General features: G+C 70.7%; 18 protein-coding genes. 8 read left to right on the forward strand and 10 right to left on the reverse strand.

Features of this window, described 5'->3' with window-relative positions; genetic code table 11:
* Window positions 1–48: 48 nt before the first annotated feature.
* Window positions 49–627 carry a hypothetical protein gene (locus ACWCPI_RS22265; protein WP_451039735.1) on the forward strand — a complete coding sequence of 193 codons (579 nt, stop codon included), beginning with the start codon at window positions 49–51 and terminating at the stop codon, window positions 625–627.
* Window positions 624–818, forward strand: coding sequence for a DUF5708 family protein (locus ACWCPI_RS22270; RefSeq protein ID WP_451039736.1), 195 nt, complete (start codon window positions 624–626; stop codon window positions 816–818). The genes ACWCPI_RS22265 and ACWCPI_RS22270 overlap by 4 nt, the downstream gene beginning before the upstream one ends.
* Here ACWCPI_RS22270 and ACWCPI_RS22275 read toward each other — a convergent pair.
* The 3 genes from ACWCPI_RS22275 to ACWCPI_RS22285 are packed head-to-tail and all read right to left on the reverse strand — an operon-like array spanning window position 815 to window position 2,944.
* Window positions 815–1,387, reverse strand: a complete 573-nt coding sequence (locus ACWCPI_RS22275) for a cob(I)yrinic acid a,c-diamide adenosyltransferase (RefSeq protein WP_388801501.1) — start codon at window positions 1,385–1,387, stop codon at window positions 815–817. The two genes, ACWCPI_RS22270 and ACWCPI_RS22275, sit on opposite strands and share 4 nt — an antisense overlap.
* 13 nt (window positions 1,388–1,400) lie before the next feature.
* Window positions 1,401–2,150: an ABC transporter permease gene (locus ACWCPI_RS22280; RefSeq protein WP_451039737.1), complete on the reverse strand. Its 750-nt coding sequence runs from the start codon at window positions 2,148–2,150 to the stop codon at window positions 1,401–1,403.
* An 11-nt stretch (window positions 2,151–2,161) separates the two neighbouring features.
* Window positions 2,162–2,944: an ABC transporter ATP-binding protein gene (locus ACWCPI_RS22285; RefSeq protein ID WP_451039738.1), complete on the reverse strand. Its 783-nt coding sequence runs from the start codon at window positions 2,942–2,944 to the stop codon at window positions 2,162–2,164.
* Between the two features lie 79 nt (window positions 2,945–3,023).
* Between ACWCPI_RS22285 and ACWCPI_RS22290 the strand changes: the two genes are divergently transcribed.
* The 4 genes from ACWCPI_RS22290 (at window position 3,024) to ACWCPI_RS22305 (ending at window position 8,000) form a co-directional block, all read left to right on the forward strand.
* Window positions 3,024–3,665, forward strand: coding sequence for a TetR/AcrR family transcriptional regulator (locus tag ACWCPI_RS22290; protein ID WP_451039739.1), 642 nt, complete (start codon window positions 3,024–3,026; stop codon window positions 3,663–3,665).
* 136 nt (window positions 3,666–3,801) lie between these two features.
* Window positions 3,802–4,650 (forward strand): 3-hydroxyacyl-CoA dehydrogenase family protein, encoded by an 849-nt coding sequence (locus ACWCPI_RS22295; protein WP_451039740.1) that lies wholly within the window; start codon window positions 3,802–3,804, stop codon window positions 4,648–4,650.
* Between the two features lie 191 nt (window positions 4,651–4,841).
* Complete coding sequence (locus ACWCPI_RS22300) at window positions 4,842–5,165, forward strand: STAS domain-containing protein (protein ID WP_019760944.1); 324 nt, start codon at window positions 4,842–4,844, stop codon at window positions 5,163–5,165.
* Between the two features lie 258 nt (window positions 5,166–5,423).
* The gene (locus tag ACWCPI_RS22305; RefSeq protein WP_451039741.1) at window positions 5,424–8,000 is read left to right on the forward strand and encodes an ATP-binding protein; all 2,577 of its coding nucleotides are present in this window, start codon (window positions 5,424–5,426) and stop codon (window positions 7,998–8,000) included.
* Window positions 8,001–8,103: 103 nt separating this feature from the next.
* On the opposite strand, the gene nucS is transcribed toward ACWCPI_RS22305, so the two are convergent.
* Window positions 8,104–8,775 (reverse strand): endonuclease NucS, encoded by a 672-nt coding sequence (gene nucS, locus ACWCPI_RS22310; RefSeq protein WP_356581894.1) that lies wholly within the window; start codon window positions 8,773–8,775, stop codon window positions 8,104–8,106.
* A 265-nt stretch (window positions 8,776–9,040) separates the two neighbouring features.
* Here nucS and ACWCPI_RS22315 point away from each other — a divergent pair, with 265 nt between their 5' ends.
* Window positions 9,041–9,433 carry an SCO5389 family protein gene (locus tag ACWCPI_RS22315; protein WP_451039742.1) on the forward strand — a complete coding sequence of 131 codons (393 nt, stop codon included), beginning with the start codon at window positions 9,041–9,043 and terminating at the stop codon, window positions 9,431–9,433.
* A 95-nt stretch (window positions 9,434–9,528) separates the two neighbouring features.
* Here ACWCPI_RS22315 and ACWCPI_RS22320 read toward each other — a convergent pair whose 3' ends face one another.
* Window positions 9,529–10,560, reverse strand: a complete 1,032-nt coding sequence (locus ACWCPI_RS22320) for an LLM class flavin-dependent oxidoreductase (protein ID WP_451039743.1) — start codon at window positions 10,558–10,560, stop codon at window positions 9,529–9,531.
* A 222-nt stretch (window positions 10,561–10,782) separates the two neighbouring features.
* Here ACWCPI_RS22320 and ACWCPI_RS22325 point away from each other — a divergent pair, with 222 nt between their 5' ends.
* A complete protein-coding gene (locus ACWCPI_RS22325) occupies window positions 10,783–11,124 on the forward strand; it encodes an ATP/GTP-binding protein (protein WP_451039744.1) in 342 nt (113 codons plus the stop codon).
* A 25-nt stretch (window positions 11,125–11,149) separates the two neighbouring features.
* Here ACWCPI_RS22325 and ACWCPI_RS22330 read toward each other — a convergent pair whose 3' ends face one another.
* The 5 genes from ACWCPI_RS22330 to ACWCPI_RS22350 all read right to left on the reverse strand — a co-directional run bounded on the left by ACWCPI_RS22330 (window position 11,150) and on the right by ACWCPI_RS22350 (window position 16,160).
* The gene (locus tag ACWCPI_RS22330; protein WP_451039745.1) at window positions 11,150–12,022 is read right to left on the reverse strand and encodes an ABC transporter permease subunit; all 873 of its coding nucleotides are present in this window, start codon (window positions 12,020–12,022) and stop codon (window positions 11,150–11,152) included.
* Window positions 12,019–13,284 (reverse strand): ATP-binding cassette domain-containing protein, encoded by a 1,266-nt coding sequence (locus tag ACWCPI_RS22335; protein ID WP_451039746.1) that lies wholly within the window; start codon window positions 13,282–13,284, stop codon window positions 12,019–12,021. The genes ACWCPI_RS22330 and ACWCPI_RS22335 overlap by 4 nt, the downstream gene beginning before the upstream one ends.
* 123 nt (window positions 13,285–13,407) lie before the next feature.
* Window positions 13,408–14,178 (reverse strand): ABC transporter permease, encoded by a 771-nt coding sequence (locus tag ACWCPI_RS22340; protein ID WP_451039747.1) that lies wholly within the window; start codon window positions 14,176–14,178, stop codon window positions 13,408–13,410.
* A 2-nt stretch (window positions 14,179–14,180) separates the two neighbouring features.
* Window positions 14,181–15,137 carry an ABC transporter ATP-binding protein gene (locus ACWCPI_RS22345; protein WP_451039748.1) on the reverse strand — a complete coding sequence of 319 codons (957 nt, stop codon included), beginning with the start codon at window positions 15,135–15,137 and terminating at the stop codon, window positions 14,181–14,183.
* A gap of 87 nt (window positions 15,138–15,224) precedes the next feature.
* Window positions 15,225–16,160, reverse strand: a complete 936-nt coding sequence (locus tag ACWCPI_RS22350) for a coiled-coil domain-containing protein (protein WP_381347630.1) — start codon at window positions 16,158–16,160, stop codon at window positions 15,225–15,227.
* Window positions 16,161–16,306 lie beyond the last annotated feature (146 nt).

The following is a 16,306-nucleotide window of genomic DNA, read 5'->3' on the forward strand; positions in this document are numbered from 1 at the left end:
CGGCCGCCCGGGCCGGGAGCCTTGAAGGGTGAACGAGAGGAGCGAACCGTGATCGTCGCCTTGATCGCCGCCTGCGAGATCGGCTTCTGGGTGCTGCTGGCCGCCGGGCTGGCCTTCCGCTACGTGCTGCGCATGCCGCGTACCGGGCTGGTGCTGCTGCTGTGCGAGCCGCTGCTGGAGCTGGTCCTGCTGGTCGCCACCGCTCTGGACCTGCGCAACGGCGCCGAGCCGAACTGGACGCACGGCCTGGCCGCGCTGTACATCGGCTACACCGTCGGACACGGTCATCGCACCGTGAAGTGGCTCGACGGCCACGCGGCCCACCGGTTCGGCGGCGCCCCGCCCCCGCTGAAGCCCCCGCGCTACGGCATGGCCCGGGCACGCCACGAGGGCAAGGTCTGGCTGGGCTCGGTGGCGGGCGCCGCCGTCGCGACCGTGCTCCTCCAGCTCGCCATCTGGTACGTCGACGACCCGAGCCGTGTCACCTCCCTGGAGAGCTGGCGCTACGTGGCCTGGCGGGCGGCCGGCATCCACGGCCTGATCACGCTGTCGTACCTGATCTGGCCGCGCAAACCCGAGGGCGGGAAGGACACCGCCCCGGCCCGGAAGGAGAGCGTTCGCCGATGAGCACGAGCAGGGCGCGCGGGAACCTGGCCGAAGGCGCCGTCACCTTTGTGGCCGGCCTGGTGCTGCGGCTGTTCGCCGACGACGTGAGGGTCCCCGTCGTCACCCTCACGTCCGTCGGTGTCGTGATGATGTGCGTGGGCGGCGCACTGGTCGCCTCCGGCCTGTGGCAGGCGGCGCGCAGCAGGACCTAGCGCTCCCCGCCCGGCACCCACAGCACGTCCCCGACCTCCTTGTTCGCCGTCCTGGCCAGGATGAACAGGAGGTCGGACAAGCGGTTCAGGTAGGTCGCGGTCAGGGGGTTCATCGTCTCGCCGTGGACCTCCAGTGCCGCCCACGTCGACCGCTCGGCCCGGCGTACGACCGTGCAGGCCTGGTGCAGGAGGGCGGCGCCCGGGGTGCCGCCGGGCAGGATGAAGGAGCGCAGCTTCTCCAGGCCCTCCAGGAAGCGGTCGCAGTCCGCTTCCAGCTTGTCGATGTAGAACTGCTCGACCCTCAGCGGCGGGAACTGCGGGTTCTCCACCACCGGCGTCGACAGGTCCGCCCCCACGTCGAACAGGTCGTTCTGCACGCGGGTGAGGACCGTGACGATCTCCTCGTCCAGGTTGCCCAGCGCGATCGCCGTCCCGAGCGCGGCGTTCGCCTCGTTGGCGTCGGCGTAGGCCGAGATCCGCAGGTCGGTCTTGGCGACCCGGCTCATGTCGCCGAGGGCGGTGGTGCCCTGGTCGCCGGTCCTGGTGTAGATGCGCGTCAGATTGACCATGAGGTCAGCGTAGTTACGCCGCGGCCGTTCGGAACACGCGTGTGCCCACTGTCACGGCCAGCGCGGTGAAGGCGACGGCCACCAGGACGCCGTACAGCATGTGCGCCGTCGCGTACGAGCCCACATACGCGTCCCGCACCGCGTCCACGAGATAGCGGAACGGTACGAAGTGGGACAGGACGTCCAGCCACGCCGGCCCCAGCGTCATCGGGAGCATCAGGCCGGACAGCAGCATCATCGGCATCGTCATGGCGTTGACCGCCGGGCCGAACTCCTGCGGGGTGCGGACCTTCATGGCGAGTGCGTACGACAGCGAGGCCAGCGACACCGTCAGCAGCGCCACGAACGCGAAGCCGATCAGCACGCCGGGCAGCGGAGCCCTGAGGCCCATGAGAAGTGCCGCCAGCACCAGCAGCACGGCCTGGAAGACGAAGACGGTGGCGTCGCGCAGTACCCGGCCCAGGAGCAGGGCCAGCCGGCTGACCGGCGTCACGCGCATGCGCTCCACCACGCCGTGACCCTTCTCGATGATGATCGAGAAGCCGGCGAAGGAAGCGCCGAACAGGCCGAGTTGGAGCAGCAGTCCGGGGACGAGGACCTGCCAGGAGCTGCCGCGCCCGCCGAGCGGCAGGTCGGTCAGCAGGGGGCCGAAGAAGAGCAGGTACAGCAGCGGCATCAGCACGCCGAAGAGCAGGGCGAAGCGGGAGCGCAGGGACTGGCGGAGGTAGCGGCCGTAGATGAGGGCCGTGTCCTGGAGCAGCATGATGCGGGGTCCTATACGGCTACGGGGGCGGTGTCGGCGGGGGCGGGGCCGCGGCCGGTGACGGCGAGGAAGGTGTCCTGGAGCGAGGCGTCGATCGAGCCTGCGTACTCCAGCTTCAGCGCGCTCGGCGTGCCCTCCGCCACGACCACGCCCTTGTCGACGATCACCAGGCGGTCGGAGAGGGCGTCGGCCTCGTCCAAGTAGTGGGTGGTCAGGAAGACGGTCGTGCCGTGCTCGTCGCGCAGTCGGCGGACCAGGTCCCACAGGTCGGCGCGGCTGCCGGGGTCGAGGCCGGTCGTCGGCTCGTCGAGGAACAGCACCTTCGGGCGGTGCGTGAGCGCCATCGCGATGTCGAGGCGACGCCGCTGGCCGCCCGAGAGCGCCCCGGCCTTGCGGTCGAGGAGGCCGGTGAGGGCAAGCTCGGCGGCCAACTCCTCGGCGCGCTCGGCGGCCTGCGTCCTGGTCAGGCGGTACAGGCGGCCCTGGGTGACCAGTTCCTCCCGCACGGTGATCTGCGGATCGACGCCGCCCGACTGGGCCACGTACCCGCATGCCCGCCGCACCCCGGCGGGGTCGGTCGCGAGATCGTGGCCCGCCACGGTGGCCGTGCCCGCGGTGGGGGCCAGCGCGGTCGTGAGCATCCGCAGGGTCGTCGTCTTGCCCGCCCCGTTCGGGCCGAGGAAGCCGAGGATCTCCGCTTCCCGGACGGTCAGGTCGATGCCGCGCACGGCCTGAACCGGGCCGAGCTTGGTCTGGAAGGTACGGGCCAGTCCGGCCGCGCTGATGAGGGGCATGGCCTCAGAAAAACAGAGTCTCTTAAATTTTGCAATGACCCCAAAGTTTCAATGAGCCCACCAAAGCTAGGATGCAGCCATGGCTGAGGGGCTCAGGGAACGCAAGAAGCGCGAGACGAGGCAGCGGATCTCGGACATCGCCACCGGGCTGTTCCTGGAGCACGGCTTCGTGACGGTGACGATCGCGGAGGTGGCGGAGGCCGCCGACGTCTCCGTGAACACCGTCTACAACTACTTCCCCGCGAAGGAGGACCTCTTCTTCGACCGCTCCGCCGGTGTCGTCGAGCAGCTCTCCCGCTGGGTGCGGGGCCGGGACGAGGGGGAGTCGGCCGCCCGGGCCGTGCTGCGCGAGCTGCGCGCCGAGGCCGAGGCGGTCTCGCCGCGCATCGGCCTCATGGAGGGCTACGACCGCTTCATGCGTGTCATCCAGGAGGCGCCGCCGTTGCGCTCCCGGCTGTGGAGCCTGCAGCAGGAGATCCACGACCATCTCGAAGCCACCCTGCGCGAGGAGGCCGGCGCCGCCGACGGCGACCCGCTGCCCGGACTGATCGCCGGTCAGATCTCCTGGACCCACCAGACCGTCTTCGTCACCGTCGGCCGCGAGATGCTCAAGAGGCGCAATCCGGACGAAGTGTCCCGTGAGGTTCTGGTGCTTCTCGACGACATCGAGGAGCTGTTGAGCGAGAAGGTGCTCAACTACGCCGTCCGAGGCGCGCAATGAGCCGTGCCGGTGTGATGTCCGTCAGATGAGACGTGACTCGCGTTACTAACCGGTCACACAGTGCCCCGTGCCCGCTAAGGTCCGCCGAAGAGCAACCTCAACAGGGTGTAAGGCGTTTCTAAGGGGAGTCGCAACAGTGGCACGGAAGCTTGCCGTCATCGGCGCCGGCTTGATGGGTTCCGGGATCGCCCAGGTCTCCGCTCAGGCGGGCTGGGACGTCGTTCTGCGTGATGTCACCGACGAGGCCCTGAGGCGCGGCACCGACGGCATCAAGGCCTCGTACGACAAGTTCGTCAGCAAGGGCAAGCTGGAGGCGCACGACGCCGACGCCGCCCTCGCCCGGATCACCGCGACCACCGACCTGGACGCCGCCGCCGACGCGGACGTCGTCGTCGAGGCCGTATTCGAGAAGCTTGAGGTCAAGCACGAGATCTTCCGCGCGCTCGACAAGATCGTGCGCGAGGACACCGTGCTCGCCTCCAACACCTCCGCCATCCCGATCACCAAGATCGCGGCGGCCACCGAGCGCCCCGAACGGGTCGTCGGCGTGCACTTCTTCTCGCCGGTGCCGATGATGCAGCTCGTCGAGCTGGTGCGCGGCTACAAGACGAGCGACGAAACCCTCGCCACCGCGCGGGAGTTCGCCGAGTCCGTCGGCAAGACCTGCATCGTGGTCAACCGGGACGTCGCCGGGTTCGTGACGACCCGCCTCATCTCGGCCCTCGTCGTCGAGGCCACCAAGCTCTACGAGTCCGGGGTCGCCACCGCCGAGGACATCGACCTCGCCTGCAAGCTGGGCTTCGGCCACGCCATGGGCCCGCTCGCCACGGCCGACCTCACCGGCGTCGACATCCTGCTGCACGCCACCAGCAACATCTACACCGAGTCCCAGGACGAGAAGTTCGCCCCGCCGGAGCTGATGCGCCGGATGGTGGACGCGGGTGACATCGGCCGCAAGAGCGGGCAAGGCTTCTACAGCTACTGAGCTTTCGTAAATCCCCCGAGCCCCCGAGGCGTGTCACGCGATGGGGTGAATTCGGTATCGGTTCGCTCACAGACGGCAACCTCTGACCGCTCAACGCAGTCAGAGGTTGCATCACCGGCCGCAGCGAAGACTCAGAGCAAACACAGGCACAGACACATCGCGGAGCACAAACGCACGCTTGGGGAGCGCATATGCACATCAGGGGCGACCACGCCGAACTGGTCGTCGGGGGGCGCCTCGACGTCCGCAGCGCGGCGGACGCCCGTACGGTCCTGCACTCGGCCGTCGACGACGGAGTCGGCGATCTGGTGCTCGACCTGTCCGAGCTGGAGTTCTGGGACGCCACCGGACTCGGGGTGATCATGGGTGCTCACCGGCGGGCCGGCCGCTGCGGCCGGCGTCTGGTGCTGCGCGGCGTACCGCCGCAGATGCAGCGCCTGCTGGTGGCCACCCGGCTGCACCGGATCCTGGCGATCGAGGGCGGCATCGGGGTGGAGTCCCTGCCCCGGGTGTGACGCCCGGCACGGGTGGGGCGTGACAGCCGGGCGTTCCGGTTGCGAAGCGCACGTCACGCGCAATCCTCACGAGACTGTGATGTCTCGGACGGCGCGGTACCCCGAACTGTCGTAGATACTGTGCGAAGGTTTAGGGTTCGGCTGCCCGCTGTCCAGACAAACCCTTCGAGCGGGCCCGGACCAGAAGCGACAGCGCGGTGTGCAAAGGCCGGGAGGGGCCGCAAACGGCACACGACGCTTTTGGGGGGCTTGGAACCTATGGACCCGAACAACCGGGGGCCCGAGGAGTACGGCCATGACGGCGACGGCACCACGTCGCGTCAGCGCCCGCCCAGGGACCCCCTCGCCACCGACTACGGTCACCACGCGCCCGCACCGGCCCGCACGGTGCAGCTGGTCTCGGGCGACCTCCTGCTCACCGTCAACCCCGTCGACGGCAGCGAGATAGAGGTCTGCCCGCCGGCGGAGCGGCCGTCCCGGTCCGAGAAACTGTCCCCGGCCGAACGCGCCGAGGCCCAGCGCGCCGCCAGACCCCCCGTGCCGGCCGGCCCGGCCCGGCCCGCCCAGCCGCTCCTGGCCCGCCAGGACGAGCGCGAACAACTGGTACGACTGCTCGCCCGCGGCCGCTCCGTACGCCTCGTCGGCTCCCGCGGCGCCGGCCGCACCAGCCTCCTCGACCTCGTCGCCGAGGACTGCGCGGACCTCGCGCCCGACGGCGTGGTCCGCCTCATCGGCTTCCACCGCACCACCGACGATCTGCTGTACGACCTCTTCCACGCCGTGTACGGCGCGCCCCTGCACCGCCCGGATCAGGACGAACTGCTGGCCCGCGTCCGTGAGATCGGTGCGGTCGTCGTCCTGGACGACATCGAGTTCGGCGGTGCCGCGCTGGACGAGCTGCTCGACGCGACCCCCGAGTGCGCCTTCCTGATCGGCGCCACGCCCGACGTGCCCGCGCCGTCCGCCGAGTCCGGCATCGAGGACGTCGGCCTCGGCGGTCTCGACCGGCCCGACAGCGTGGAGCTGCTGGAGCGCCAGGTCGGCCGGGCCCTGACCGAGGACGAGGCGAACTGGGCCGGCGACCTGTGGTTCGAGTCGGAGGGCCTGCCGCTCAGGTTCGTCCAGGCCGGAGCGCTGCTGCGGCAGCGGGACCGGCTGCGGGCCGGTGCGGACGCCGTCGACGAGTTCGGGGTCTTCGAGGACGAACCGCCGGTCGACGCGCCCTTCGGCGGGCCGCCCGAGGACCCCCGCGACGACGTGCCGCTGCCGTCGGTCGGCGAGGCGGCCGGGCCCGCGGCACTGCTCGCCTCGCGGCTCAGCGCCTCGGCCCGCGCCACCCTGAGGTTCGCCGTCGCGCTCGGCGGCGAGGTGCCGCACCAGGCCCATCTGCCGGCGCTGGTCGGCGACACCCACGCGGACGCCGCGCTCGGCGAGCTGGCCGACTGCGGGCTGGTCACGCCGGTCGGCGCCCACTACCGGCTGGCCGCCGGGGTCCAGGCCCAGCTGGAGGCCGCGGGATACGGCGAGGACCACCAGGACAACGCCCTCACCGCGGCCAGGCACTACACCTGGTGGGCCGGCCACCCTTCGGTCACGCCGGAGCGCGTCTGCATCGAGGCCGACGCCGTCATCGCCGCGCTCGGCGTGCTGGTGCCGGCCACGACACCGCCCGCCGAGGGCGAGGACAGCCCGACCGTGCAACTGGCCCGCACGGCCGCGCCCGCGTTCGCCGCGGGGCTGCACTGGAGCGCCTGGGGGCGTGCGCTGCGGGCCGGCGCCGAGGCCGCCCGGCTGGCCGGTGACGTCGCGGAGCAGGCCTACTTCCACCACGAGTTGGGTGTCCTCGCGCTCTGCCGCGGCCGGCTGGACCGGGCCCGTGCCGAGCTGGAGACCTCCATCGGCCTGCGCGGTGCCCTCGCCGACAAGCGCGGCACGGTCGCGGGCCGCCGCGCCCTCGCACTGGTCTCGGACCGCTCCGGTACGACGCCGGGCGTGGCCGCGTTCGGCGCGACCGCGGGGGAGGAGGTGCCGGACGCGCGGTACGAGGAGTCGCAGTCGCCGCCGGGAGGCGTGCCGGCCGCGTTCCCCTCGGGCGGGGACGACGCGACGCTGGTCACGCATCTCGCCTCGCCGGCCGGGCCCTCGACGTCCTCGGCGGCCTCGCACAAGGGCCGGGGCGGCGTGCGGAGTTTCGCCCGGCGCAACCTCGTCGCGGCCGGCGCGGGCGCGCTGCTCGTGGCCGTGCTCGGCACCGTGGTGACGCTCGGCGCGACGTCCGACAACGACCCCGACACCCCGGCCGACCGGGTCGGCGTGAACCCGTCCGCGAGCCAGGACATCGGTGACGACAGCCTCGGCGCCGACCAGGCGGAGGGCGACGACGGGCGGAGCTCCGGTGACACCGGCACGGCGACCAGCCGGCCGACGGATCCGGGGCCCGACGGCACGCTCGGCACGTCGGACGATCCGACGCCGACCGAGTCGGGGAAGCCGTCGGACGAACCGACCAAGCCGACCGGCGGTCCCACCAGGCCGACCGGCGATCCGACGAAGCCGACCGGCGGCTCCACCAGGCCGACGGACGATCCCACCAGGCCGACGGACGATCCGACGGACCCGACGGACGACCCGACCGACGAGCCCACCGACGATCCGACGGGTCCGACGGACGACCCCACGGACGATCCGACGGACACGCCGACCGACCCGCCGTCCACCTCGACGTCGGCCAGCGGCCCGGCCCCGTCCAGCCCGGCGGAGACCACCACGTCCGCGAGTGCCCCGCAGAGCACCGATGCGGGCACGTCGAGCAGCGGCCCGGACGCCGTGATCTGACGCGCCGATCACGACGACAGGGCCGGGTCCGTCACACGGACCCGGCCCTGTCGTCGTGGAACCGTTCGCGCGGGGAAGCCGGCGTGGTACTGCTCCCGGACGCTCAGAACAACCGCAGCTTGTCGTCCTCGATGCCCCGCAGCGCGTCGTAGTCCAGCACCTGGCAGCCGATGCCCCGGTCCGTCGCCAGGACCCGTGCCTGCGGCTTGATCTCCTGGGCCGCGAAGATGCCTCGGACCGGCGCGAGATGGGGATCGCGGTTCAGCAGCTCCAGATAGCGCGTGAGTTGCTCCACGCCGTCGATCTCGCCCCGGCGCTTGATCTCCACCGCGACCGTCCGGCCCTCGGCGTCCCGGCACAGGATGTCGACCGGCCCGATCGCCGTCATGTACTCGCGGCGGATGAGCGTGTAGCCCTCGCCCAGCGTTTCGATGCGGTCGGCGAGGAGCTCCTGGAGGTGCGCTTCCACGCCGTCCTTGATCAGGCCAGGATCCACGCCGAGTTCGTGCGAGGAATCGTGCAGGACCTCCTCCATGGTGATGATGAGCTTCTCGCCCGCCTTGTTGGTGACCGTCCAGACGTCCTTCTGCTCGCCGTCCCCCTCCTTCAGGGTGCAGGGCGGCGACATCCAGTTCAGGGGCTTGTAGGCCCGGTCGTCGGCGTGGATCGAGACGCTGCCGTCCGCCTTGACCAGGATCAGACGGGGCGCCGAGGGCAGGTGGGCGGTGAGCCGGCCCGCGTAGTCGACGGAGCATCGGGCAATGACGAGACGCATGGTCGGCAACGCTACTCGACGGGCCCAGGCGGACGCGATTCGCCCTGGGGGAGTCCGTATGACCCCGGACTGCCCCTGTTCATTTCTGGCCGATTGTGCGCCTAACGAGGACCGTCCATGTACGCATTCTCCTGGTGCGGTCACCGTCCGTTGCCTACCGTATTAAACGGGAGGTCGCGAGGTGTGTACGCACAGTGTCCGGCATCGCGGTCTCCCTCATCTGTCCGGCAACCCCTGCTGCTGCGGGGGTGCGAGAGGAGAACCCATGTCGCTCGACGTCTCACCGGCCCTACTCGAGAAGGCCGAGCGAGGCGAGGTCGACGAAGCCGAATTCGTCGACTGCGTCCGGACCTCCCTGCCCTATGCATGGGAGATGATCAGCTCCCTGGTGGCTCAGCTGAAGGTGGACGGCGGTCAGTTCGCCGACAACCAGACGCCCCCGCCGGACGAGCAGGCACGTGGCCAGCTGCTGCGTGCACTTGCGAGTGACGCGATACGCGGCGCGCTGCAGCGGCACTTCGGGGTGCGACTGGCCTTCCAGAACTGCCACCGGGTTGCGGTGTTCCCGCTGGACGCCTCGGTCGACGAGACGCTGGCCCGCTTCACCTCGGTCCGCAGTCAGCTGCTGAACCAGTCTCCGGAGTTCAGGGACTGCTGACGCAGAGCCGTTTGCTTGCCGCTCCCTACGCGGGAGGTGCATTCAGTACGGGGCGGCAAGCCCTCTGGCACGCCGGGCACTTCGGCCCGGCCCGGTCATCGGTCGAGCTGCGGGAGCACCTCGGCGCCCAGTCGCCGTACGTTCTCCTCGGTCGCCGCCAGGTCGCCCGTGCCCTCGACGAGCAGAGCGAAACGGGAGATACCGGTCCGTTCGCTGGTGGCCGCCAGCCGGTCGGCGCACAGGCGCGGGGTGCCCACCGGGTGCAGTCCGCACAGCAGTTCGGTGTACGCCAGCGGGTCGCGCATCGCGCGTCGGCGGCCGTCCACCGTGACATGGGCCTCCAGGCCCTGCCGGAGCCAGCCCGGCATCGCCTTCGTCAGGGCCTCGACCGCGTCCGTGCGCCGGTCCGCGATCTGGCAGACGCCGGCCGAGACATGGGCCGCGCCCAGGATCTCCTCCGCGGGCCTGCCGGAGGCCCGGGCGTGCTCCCGCCACAGGGCGACCATCTCGGCCTTCTCCTCGTCGCCCACGTGCATCCCCAGCAGCATCGGCAGCCCGCGCTCGGCCGCCAGGCGGACGCTCGACGGCGAGGTGCAGGCGACGACCACCTCCGGCCCCTCGACCTCCGAGAGGCACTCCGACGGCCTCGGCACGACGGGGACTTCGCGGAAGCTGAACCGCTCGCCCGCCGCCGCGACCGCCGGTTCACGCAGCCAGCGCACCAGCAGATCGAGTGATTCCGGGAACCCCTCCTCGTACGCCTCAAGACCTGAGCCGAACACCTCCAGATCGACCCAGGGCCCACCGCGCCCGACGCCCAGCGAGAACCGCCCGCCGGAAGCGACATGCAGCAGCGCCGCCTGTTCGCCGACGGCCACCGGGTGGGCGGTGGGCAGCACGGTGACCGCCGTGCCGACCCGCAGTCGACTGGTGCGGCCCAGCAGGAGCGCTGCCAGGGTGATCGCGGACGGACAGGTGCCGTAGGGCACGAAGTGGTGTTCGGCCAGCCAGACCGTGTCGAGCCCCGCTTCCTCGGCGACCTCGGCGGAGCGGACCGCGCGGTGCAGCGCCTCCCCGTCGCCCTGCCCCGGGAACCGGGCCGCCAACACGAAACTTCCTACGCGCATTGCTTTTTCCTGCTTCCTTGGCTCCGACGCGGAGCTCCCCCACCGGGCATAACCGTCTGACACGTGCCGAGGACACGGCCTGGCGAAGAGATTTGCGGATTGTCTGCAGAATGAACGCCGGAGTGAGGGACTTGTGGGGGTTGGTGCCGTACGACTACCCCTGTCCCCGCCGCGTAGGCTGGACATGACCCGTGCATCCTGTATAGCCCCGTGAGGTGTTCCGTGTCCCCGCGTCGCAACCGACCCAAGGCCCCGAACGGGTCTGCCTCGCCCGGACGCAGCGCCGACGACGACCGTTCCGGCCGCTACGGCGGCTTCCAGTCCTCGGAGAGCTGGGACGGCGAGGACTGGAACGTACGGCATGTGGCCGGCGCCAGCGCGCAGGGCAAGGCGTACCGCTGCCCGGGCTGCGACCAGCTGATCCCGGACGGCGTCCCGCACGTCGTCGCCTGGCCGGCCCACGCGGGCGTCGACGACCGCCGCCACTGGCACAAGGCGTGCTGGAACGCGAAGGACCGCCGCACCACGCGGGTGCAGCGGTCCCGTAACGCGCCGAGGTTCTAGGTCGTGTCCGCAAAGTCCCGCGGGCTCACACGTCCCGCTTCTCCAGCAGCGCGTAGGCGCCGGCGAACGCGGCGGCCGTCACGCCGAGCATGATCCACAGCGGATCCCAGCCCGACGGGCCGGAGTCGGACAGGGACTGCGAGTAGAAGACGCTGAGCTGGTTCGGGATGGAGTACTCCAGCAGGGCCTCCTGAATGTGCTTGAGCGACTCCGAGAACATGAACAGGGCGATGACCATCGGGGCCAGCAGCACGCCGATCATGATCGTGATCGCGCCCGCCGAGTGCCGGATGATCGAGCCCACGACGAGCGAGAGCAGGCCCAGCAGCGCGATGTAGAGCGAGATGCCCACCGTGCCCTTCAGCCACTCGGAACCGGTGGGCTCGCGCGCGTCGTCCAGGATGGACACGCCCGCCAGGGCGACGAGGAGAGCCGACGCCAGCGTCACCACGAACGCGACCACGAAGAACACGATCGCCTTCGCGGCCAGCACCCGCACCCGGTTCGGGCACGCGGTCATCGTGGTGCGGATCATGCCGGTGCCGTACTCCGACGCCGTGGTCAGCACGCCGAGCGTGATGATGCACATGCTGCCGAGCAGCAGCCCGAAGAAGCCGAGCGCCAGCGGGTTCTCACCGCCCATGCCGCCCTCCGGGGAGTTGGCGGCGACCAGTGCCGCCGCCGCCAGGCCGATGCCGACGACGAGCAGCACGAACACACCGAGCGTCCACATCGTGGAGCGCACCGACCGGATCTTCGTCCACTCGGAGGCGATCGCGTGCCCGAGGTGCGTGCGCACGACCGGGATCGGCGAGGTGTAGGTGGGGTACGACGAGCCGGGCGCCGCCTGCCAGTTCGGTGCGGCGGTCTGCGGCATCGGAGGCTGGGGCGTGCTCATCGGGCGTCCTCGGGCTTGGTCGGGGCGGCGGGGGCGGGCGGGGCGGCAGGCGGCTGGGCGGGCGGCTGCGGGGGCGCGGCGACGGCCTGGGGCGCGGGTGTCTGCGCCGGCGGCTGGTCCTGGGGCGCCTGGGGGGCGGCCTGCGCGTACGGGTTGGGCGTATCCGCGCCGGGCGCGGCCGGGGCGCCGTACGGCCCCTGCGGCGCTCCCTGCGGCGGGGCGAACGGCTGCCCGCCCTGCTGGGGCGGCGGCGGGGCGTACCAGCCGGGCTGGCCCTGCCCCGGCACCGGCATCGGCGGCGCGGCCCCCGGCGGCAGCGGCTGCTGGAGCCCTTCCTTCTGGTCGATGGACGAGCGGTAGTCGACCGCGCCCTGCGTCATCCGCATGTACGCCTCCTCCAGGGAGGCCTGGTGCGGCGACAGCTCCCACAGCCGTACGTCCGTGTCGTGCGCGATGTCGCTGATGCGGGGGAGCGGCAGCCCGGTCACCCGCAGCGCGCCGTCCTGCTCGGGCAGCACGTGGCCACCCGCCTCGGCCAGCGCGCCGGCCAGCTTCTCGCGCAGCTGCGGCTCGGTGTCGGGGGTCCGGACCCGGGCGAACCCGGCGGAGTTCGCCGCGATGAAGTCCCTGACGCTCATGTCGGCGAGCAGCTGCCCGCGGCCGATGACGATCAGATGGTCGGCGGTCAGCGCCATCTCGCTCATCAGGTGGCTGGAGACGAAGACGGTGCGGCCCTCGGCCGCCAGCGACTTCATCAGGTTCCGCACCCAGAGGATGCCCTCGGGGTCGAGACCGTTGACCGGCTCGTCGAACAGCAGCACCTGCGGGTCGCCCAGCAGCGCGGCCGCGATGCCGAGCCGCTGGCCCATGCCGAGCGAGAAGCCCTTGGAGCGCTTGCGCGCCACCTCCTGGAGACCGACCACCCCCAGCACCTCGTCCACCCGCCGGGCCGGGATGCCGGAGAGCTGGGCCAGGCACAGCAGGTGGTTGCGCGCCGCCCGGCCGCCGTGCACGGCCTTGGCGTCGAGCAGGGCGCCGACCTGGCGAGGGGCGTTGGGCAGCTTGCGGTACGGGTAGCCGCCGATGGTCACATGACCCGCGCTCGGGTTGTCCAGGCCGAGGATCATTCGCATCGTCGTCGACTTGCCCGAGCCGTTGGGGCCCAAAAAGCCGGTGACGGCACCGGGCCGCACCTGGAAGGACAGGTTGTACACAGCGGTCTTGTCGCCGTAGCGCTTGGTCAGGCCGACTGCTTCGATCATGCTCCGCACCCATCGAAAGAATCAGGACAGCGGGGCACACGCCCCCGTAAGGGTTAGGAGGATATCGAGGCGCTGACGGTTCCACTCAAGGGGAAGTAAAACCTCGCCCACGCCGGCCCCTGGCTACGCGTCCCGTTTCCGTAGCGTGACGTATCCGCCCGCGAGCGCCGCGATCACCCAGAGCACCATGATGCCCAGCCCGCCCCAGGGGCCGTACGGAGTCTCGTCGTCGACCGGGGTGACCACCTGCATGATCTTGCTGCCCGCCTGGTCGGGCAGATACCGGCCGATCTTCTCGGTGGCCGAGACGTTGCCGAGGATGTTGGACACCAGGAAGAAGAACGGCATCAGGATGCCCAGCGACAGCATCGGCGAGCGCAGCATCGCGGCGACACCCATCGAGAACATCGCGATCAGGGTCATGTAGAGACCGCCGCCGATCACCGCGCGCAGCACACCGGGATCACCGATCTGCGCCCGGTGCTCGCCCAGCATCGCCTGCCCGAGGAAGAAGGCGACGAAGCTGGTGGCCATGCCGACGACCAGCGCGAGGCCGGTCGCCACCGCGATCTTGCTGAACAGGAAGGTGCCGCGCTGCGGCACGGCGGCCAGCGAGGTGCGGATCATGCCGGTGCTGTACTCGTTCGAGACGACCAGCACCCCGAACACGATCATCGCGAGCTGACCCAGGCTCATCCCGGCGAAGCTGATGAACGTCGGATCGAAGGAGAGCCTGTCCCGCTCGCTCATGGAGTCGAACTCGTTCCTCGACAGGATCGAGATCAGCATGCCGAGGGCGATGGTCACCACCACGGCGAGGGACAGCGTCCACACGGTGGAGGCCACGGACCGGATCTTGGTCCACTCGGAGCGGATGATCTGGGTGGCTGCCATGATCAGCTCCTCCTCCAGCCCTCACCCCACGGCTGCTGCGGCGCGGGCGGCGCCCCGGTGTGCGCGTGGTACTCCACCGACTCCGCGGTCAGCTGCATGAACGCCTCCTCCAACGATGCCTGCTGCGGGCTCAGCTCATGCAGCACGACCCCGTGCCGCGCCGCCAGCTCCCCGATCTGCTCCGCCTTGCCGCCGTCCACCTCCAGTGCGCCGTTGCCCGTCTCCACGGCCGTGATCCCGGCCGTCTGCAGCACGTCCAGCAGCCGTTCCCGCTGCGGGGTGCGGACCCGGACGTACGACCTGGAGTTGCGCTCGATGAAGTCGGCCATGGTGGTGTCGGCCAGCAGCCGGCCCTGTCCGATGACGACGAGGTGGTCGGCGGTCAGTGCCATCTCGCTCATCAGGTGCGAGGAGACGAAGACCGTACGGCCCTGCGCGGCAAGCGACTTCATCAGATTGCGGATCCAGTGGATGCCCTCGGGGTCGAGGCCGTTGACCGGCTCGTCGAACATCAGGATCCGCGGATCGCCGAGCAGCGCGCCCGCGATGCCGAGCCGCTGCCCCATGCCCATCGAGAAGCCCTTGGTCTTCTTCCTCGCGACCGCGGTGAGCCCCACCGTCTCCAGTACCTCGGCCACACGCCGCTTCGGGATGCCGTTGCTCTGCGCCAGGCACAGCAGATGGTTGTAGGCGCTGCGCCCGCCGTGCCAGGCCTTGGCCTCCAGCAGCGCGCCGATGTACGTCAGCGGGTCCTTGAGCCGGTCGTAGCGCTTTCCGTCGATCCGGACGTTCCCGGCGGTGGGGTGGTCCAGGCCGAGGATCATCCGCATGGTCGTCGACTTGCCCGCGCCGTTGGGCCCGAGGAAGCCCGTGACCATGCCCGGTCTGACGGTGAAGGTGAGGTTGTTGACCGCGACCTTCTCCCCGTAACGCTTGGTCAGTCCCTCGAGCTCGATCATGCCGCCCACGCTAAAACGGCACAAAGCCCTCTGCCACCCCAGCGGCAGAGGGCTTTGCGGAGGTTTCAGTCTCCGGACGCCGAGGCGTTACCGGGACTGCTGCGCCGGAACACCCCGGGAGATGGGCTCGTCCTCGGCCGGTGAGCCGGCGGCGGCCACCGCGGCGCCCGTGAGCGTGGCGAGCATCTCGCGCACGTTCGTCAGCTGGGCGTTGATGCTGTCGCGGCGGTTGGTGAGGGCGGCCAGCTCGCGCTCGGATTCCGAACGGATCCGGTCGGCCTTCGCGTTGGCGTCGGCCACGATGTCCTCGGCCTGACGCTGGGCCGTCTCCACCGTCTGGCGGGCGCGGCGCTCGGCGTCGGTGCGCAGCTTCTCGGCCTCCAGACGCAGCTGCTCGGCGCGGTGCTCGATCTCGGCGAGACGCTTCTCGGCCTTGGCCTGACGCGAGGCCAGGTCGCGCTCGGACTGCTCGCGGCGCTTGGCCAGGTTCGTCTCGAAGTCGGCGGCGGCCTGCGCGGCCTTGGCGCGGGTCTCCTCGAAGAGGGCGTCGGCCTCCTCGCGCTTGGACTGCGCGTCCTTCTGGGCCTCGGCGCGCAGCTGGGACGCGTCACTCTTGGCCTTCTCGACGATGCGGACGCCCTCGTCCTCGGCCTTGGCCTTGCGCTCCGCAGCGAACGATTCTGCGTCGTTGCGAACCTGCTGGGCCGCCGACTCGGCGAGCTCGCGGTGCTGCTCGGCGGCGCGGCGGGCCTCCTCGCGCAGATCCTTGGCCTCTTCCTCGGCGAGGCGGAGGATCTTCTCGACACGCGCGCCGAGACCCGCGTACGACGGCTCGGCGTCGGTCACGGCGGCCTGGGCGTTCTGCGTTTCGAGGTGGAGCTCCTCGATGCGCTTTTCCAGAGCGGTGATGCGGGCGAGAGCGCTGTCACGGTCGGAGACGAGCTTGGAGATCCGTTCGTCCACCTGAGCGCGGTCGTACCCACGCCGCACAAGCTCGAAGCCGTAGGGGGAAGTGTCGCTCATGGGGTTCCTGTCGAATGAGACCGGTGAGGTGATAAGTGGAATCCTAGGGGCCGAAGCGGTGTGTCATCGAGCGGATACGTGTTTGATCTGGAGAATGAGACCCCTTTTGAGTGGCTAACCGCCGGACGGCTTGCCAAAAACTTGGT

Source organism: Streptomyces sp. NPDC001920, from assembly GCF_053594495.1.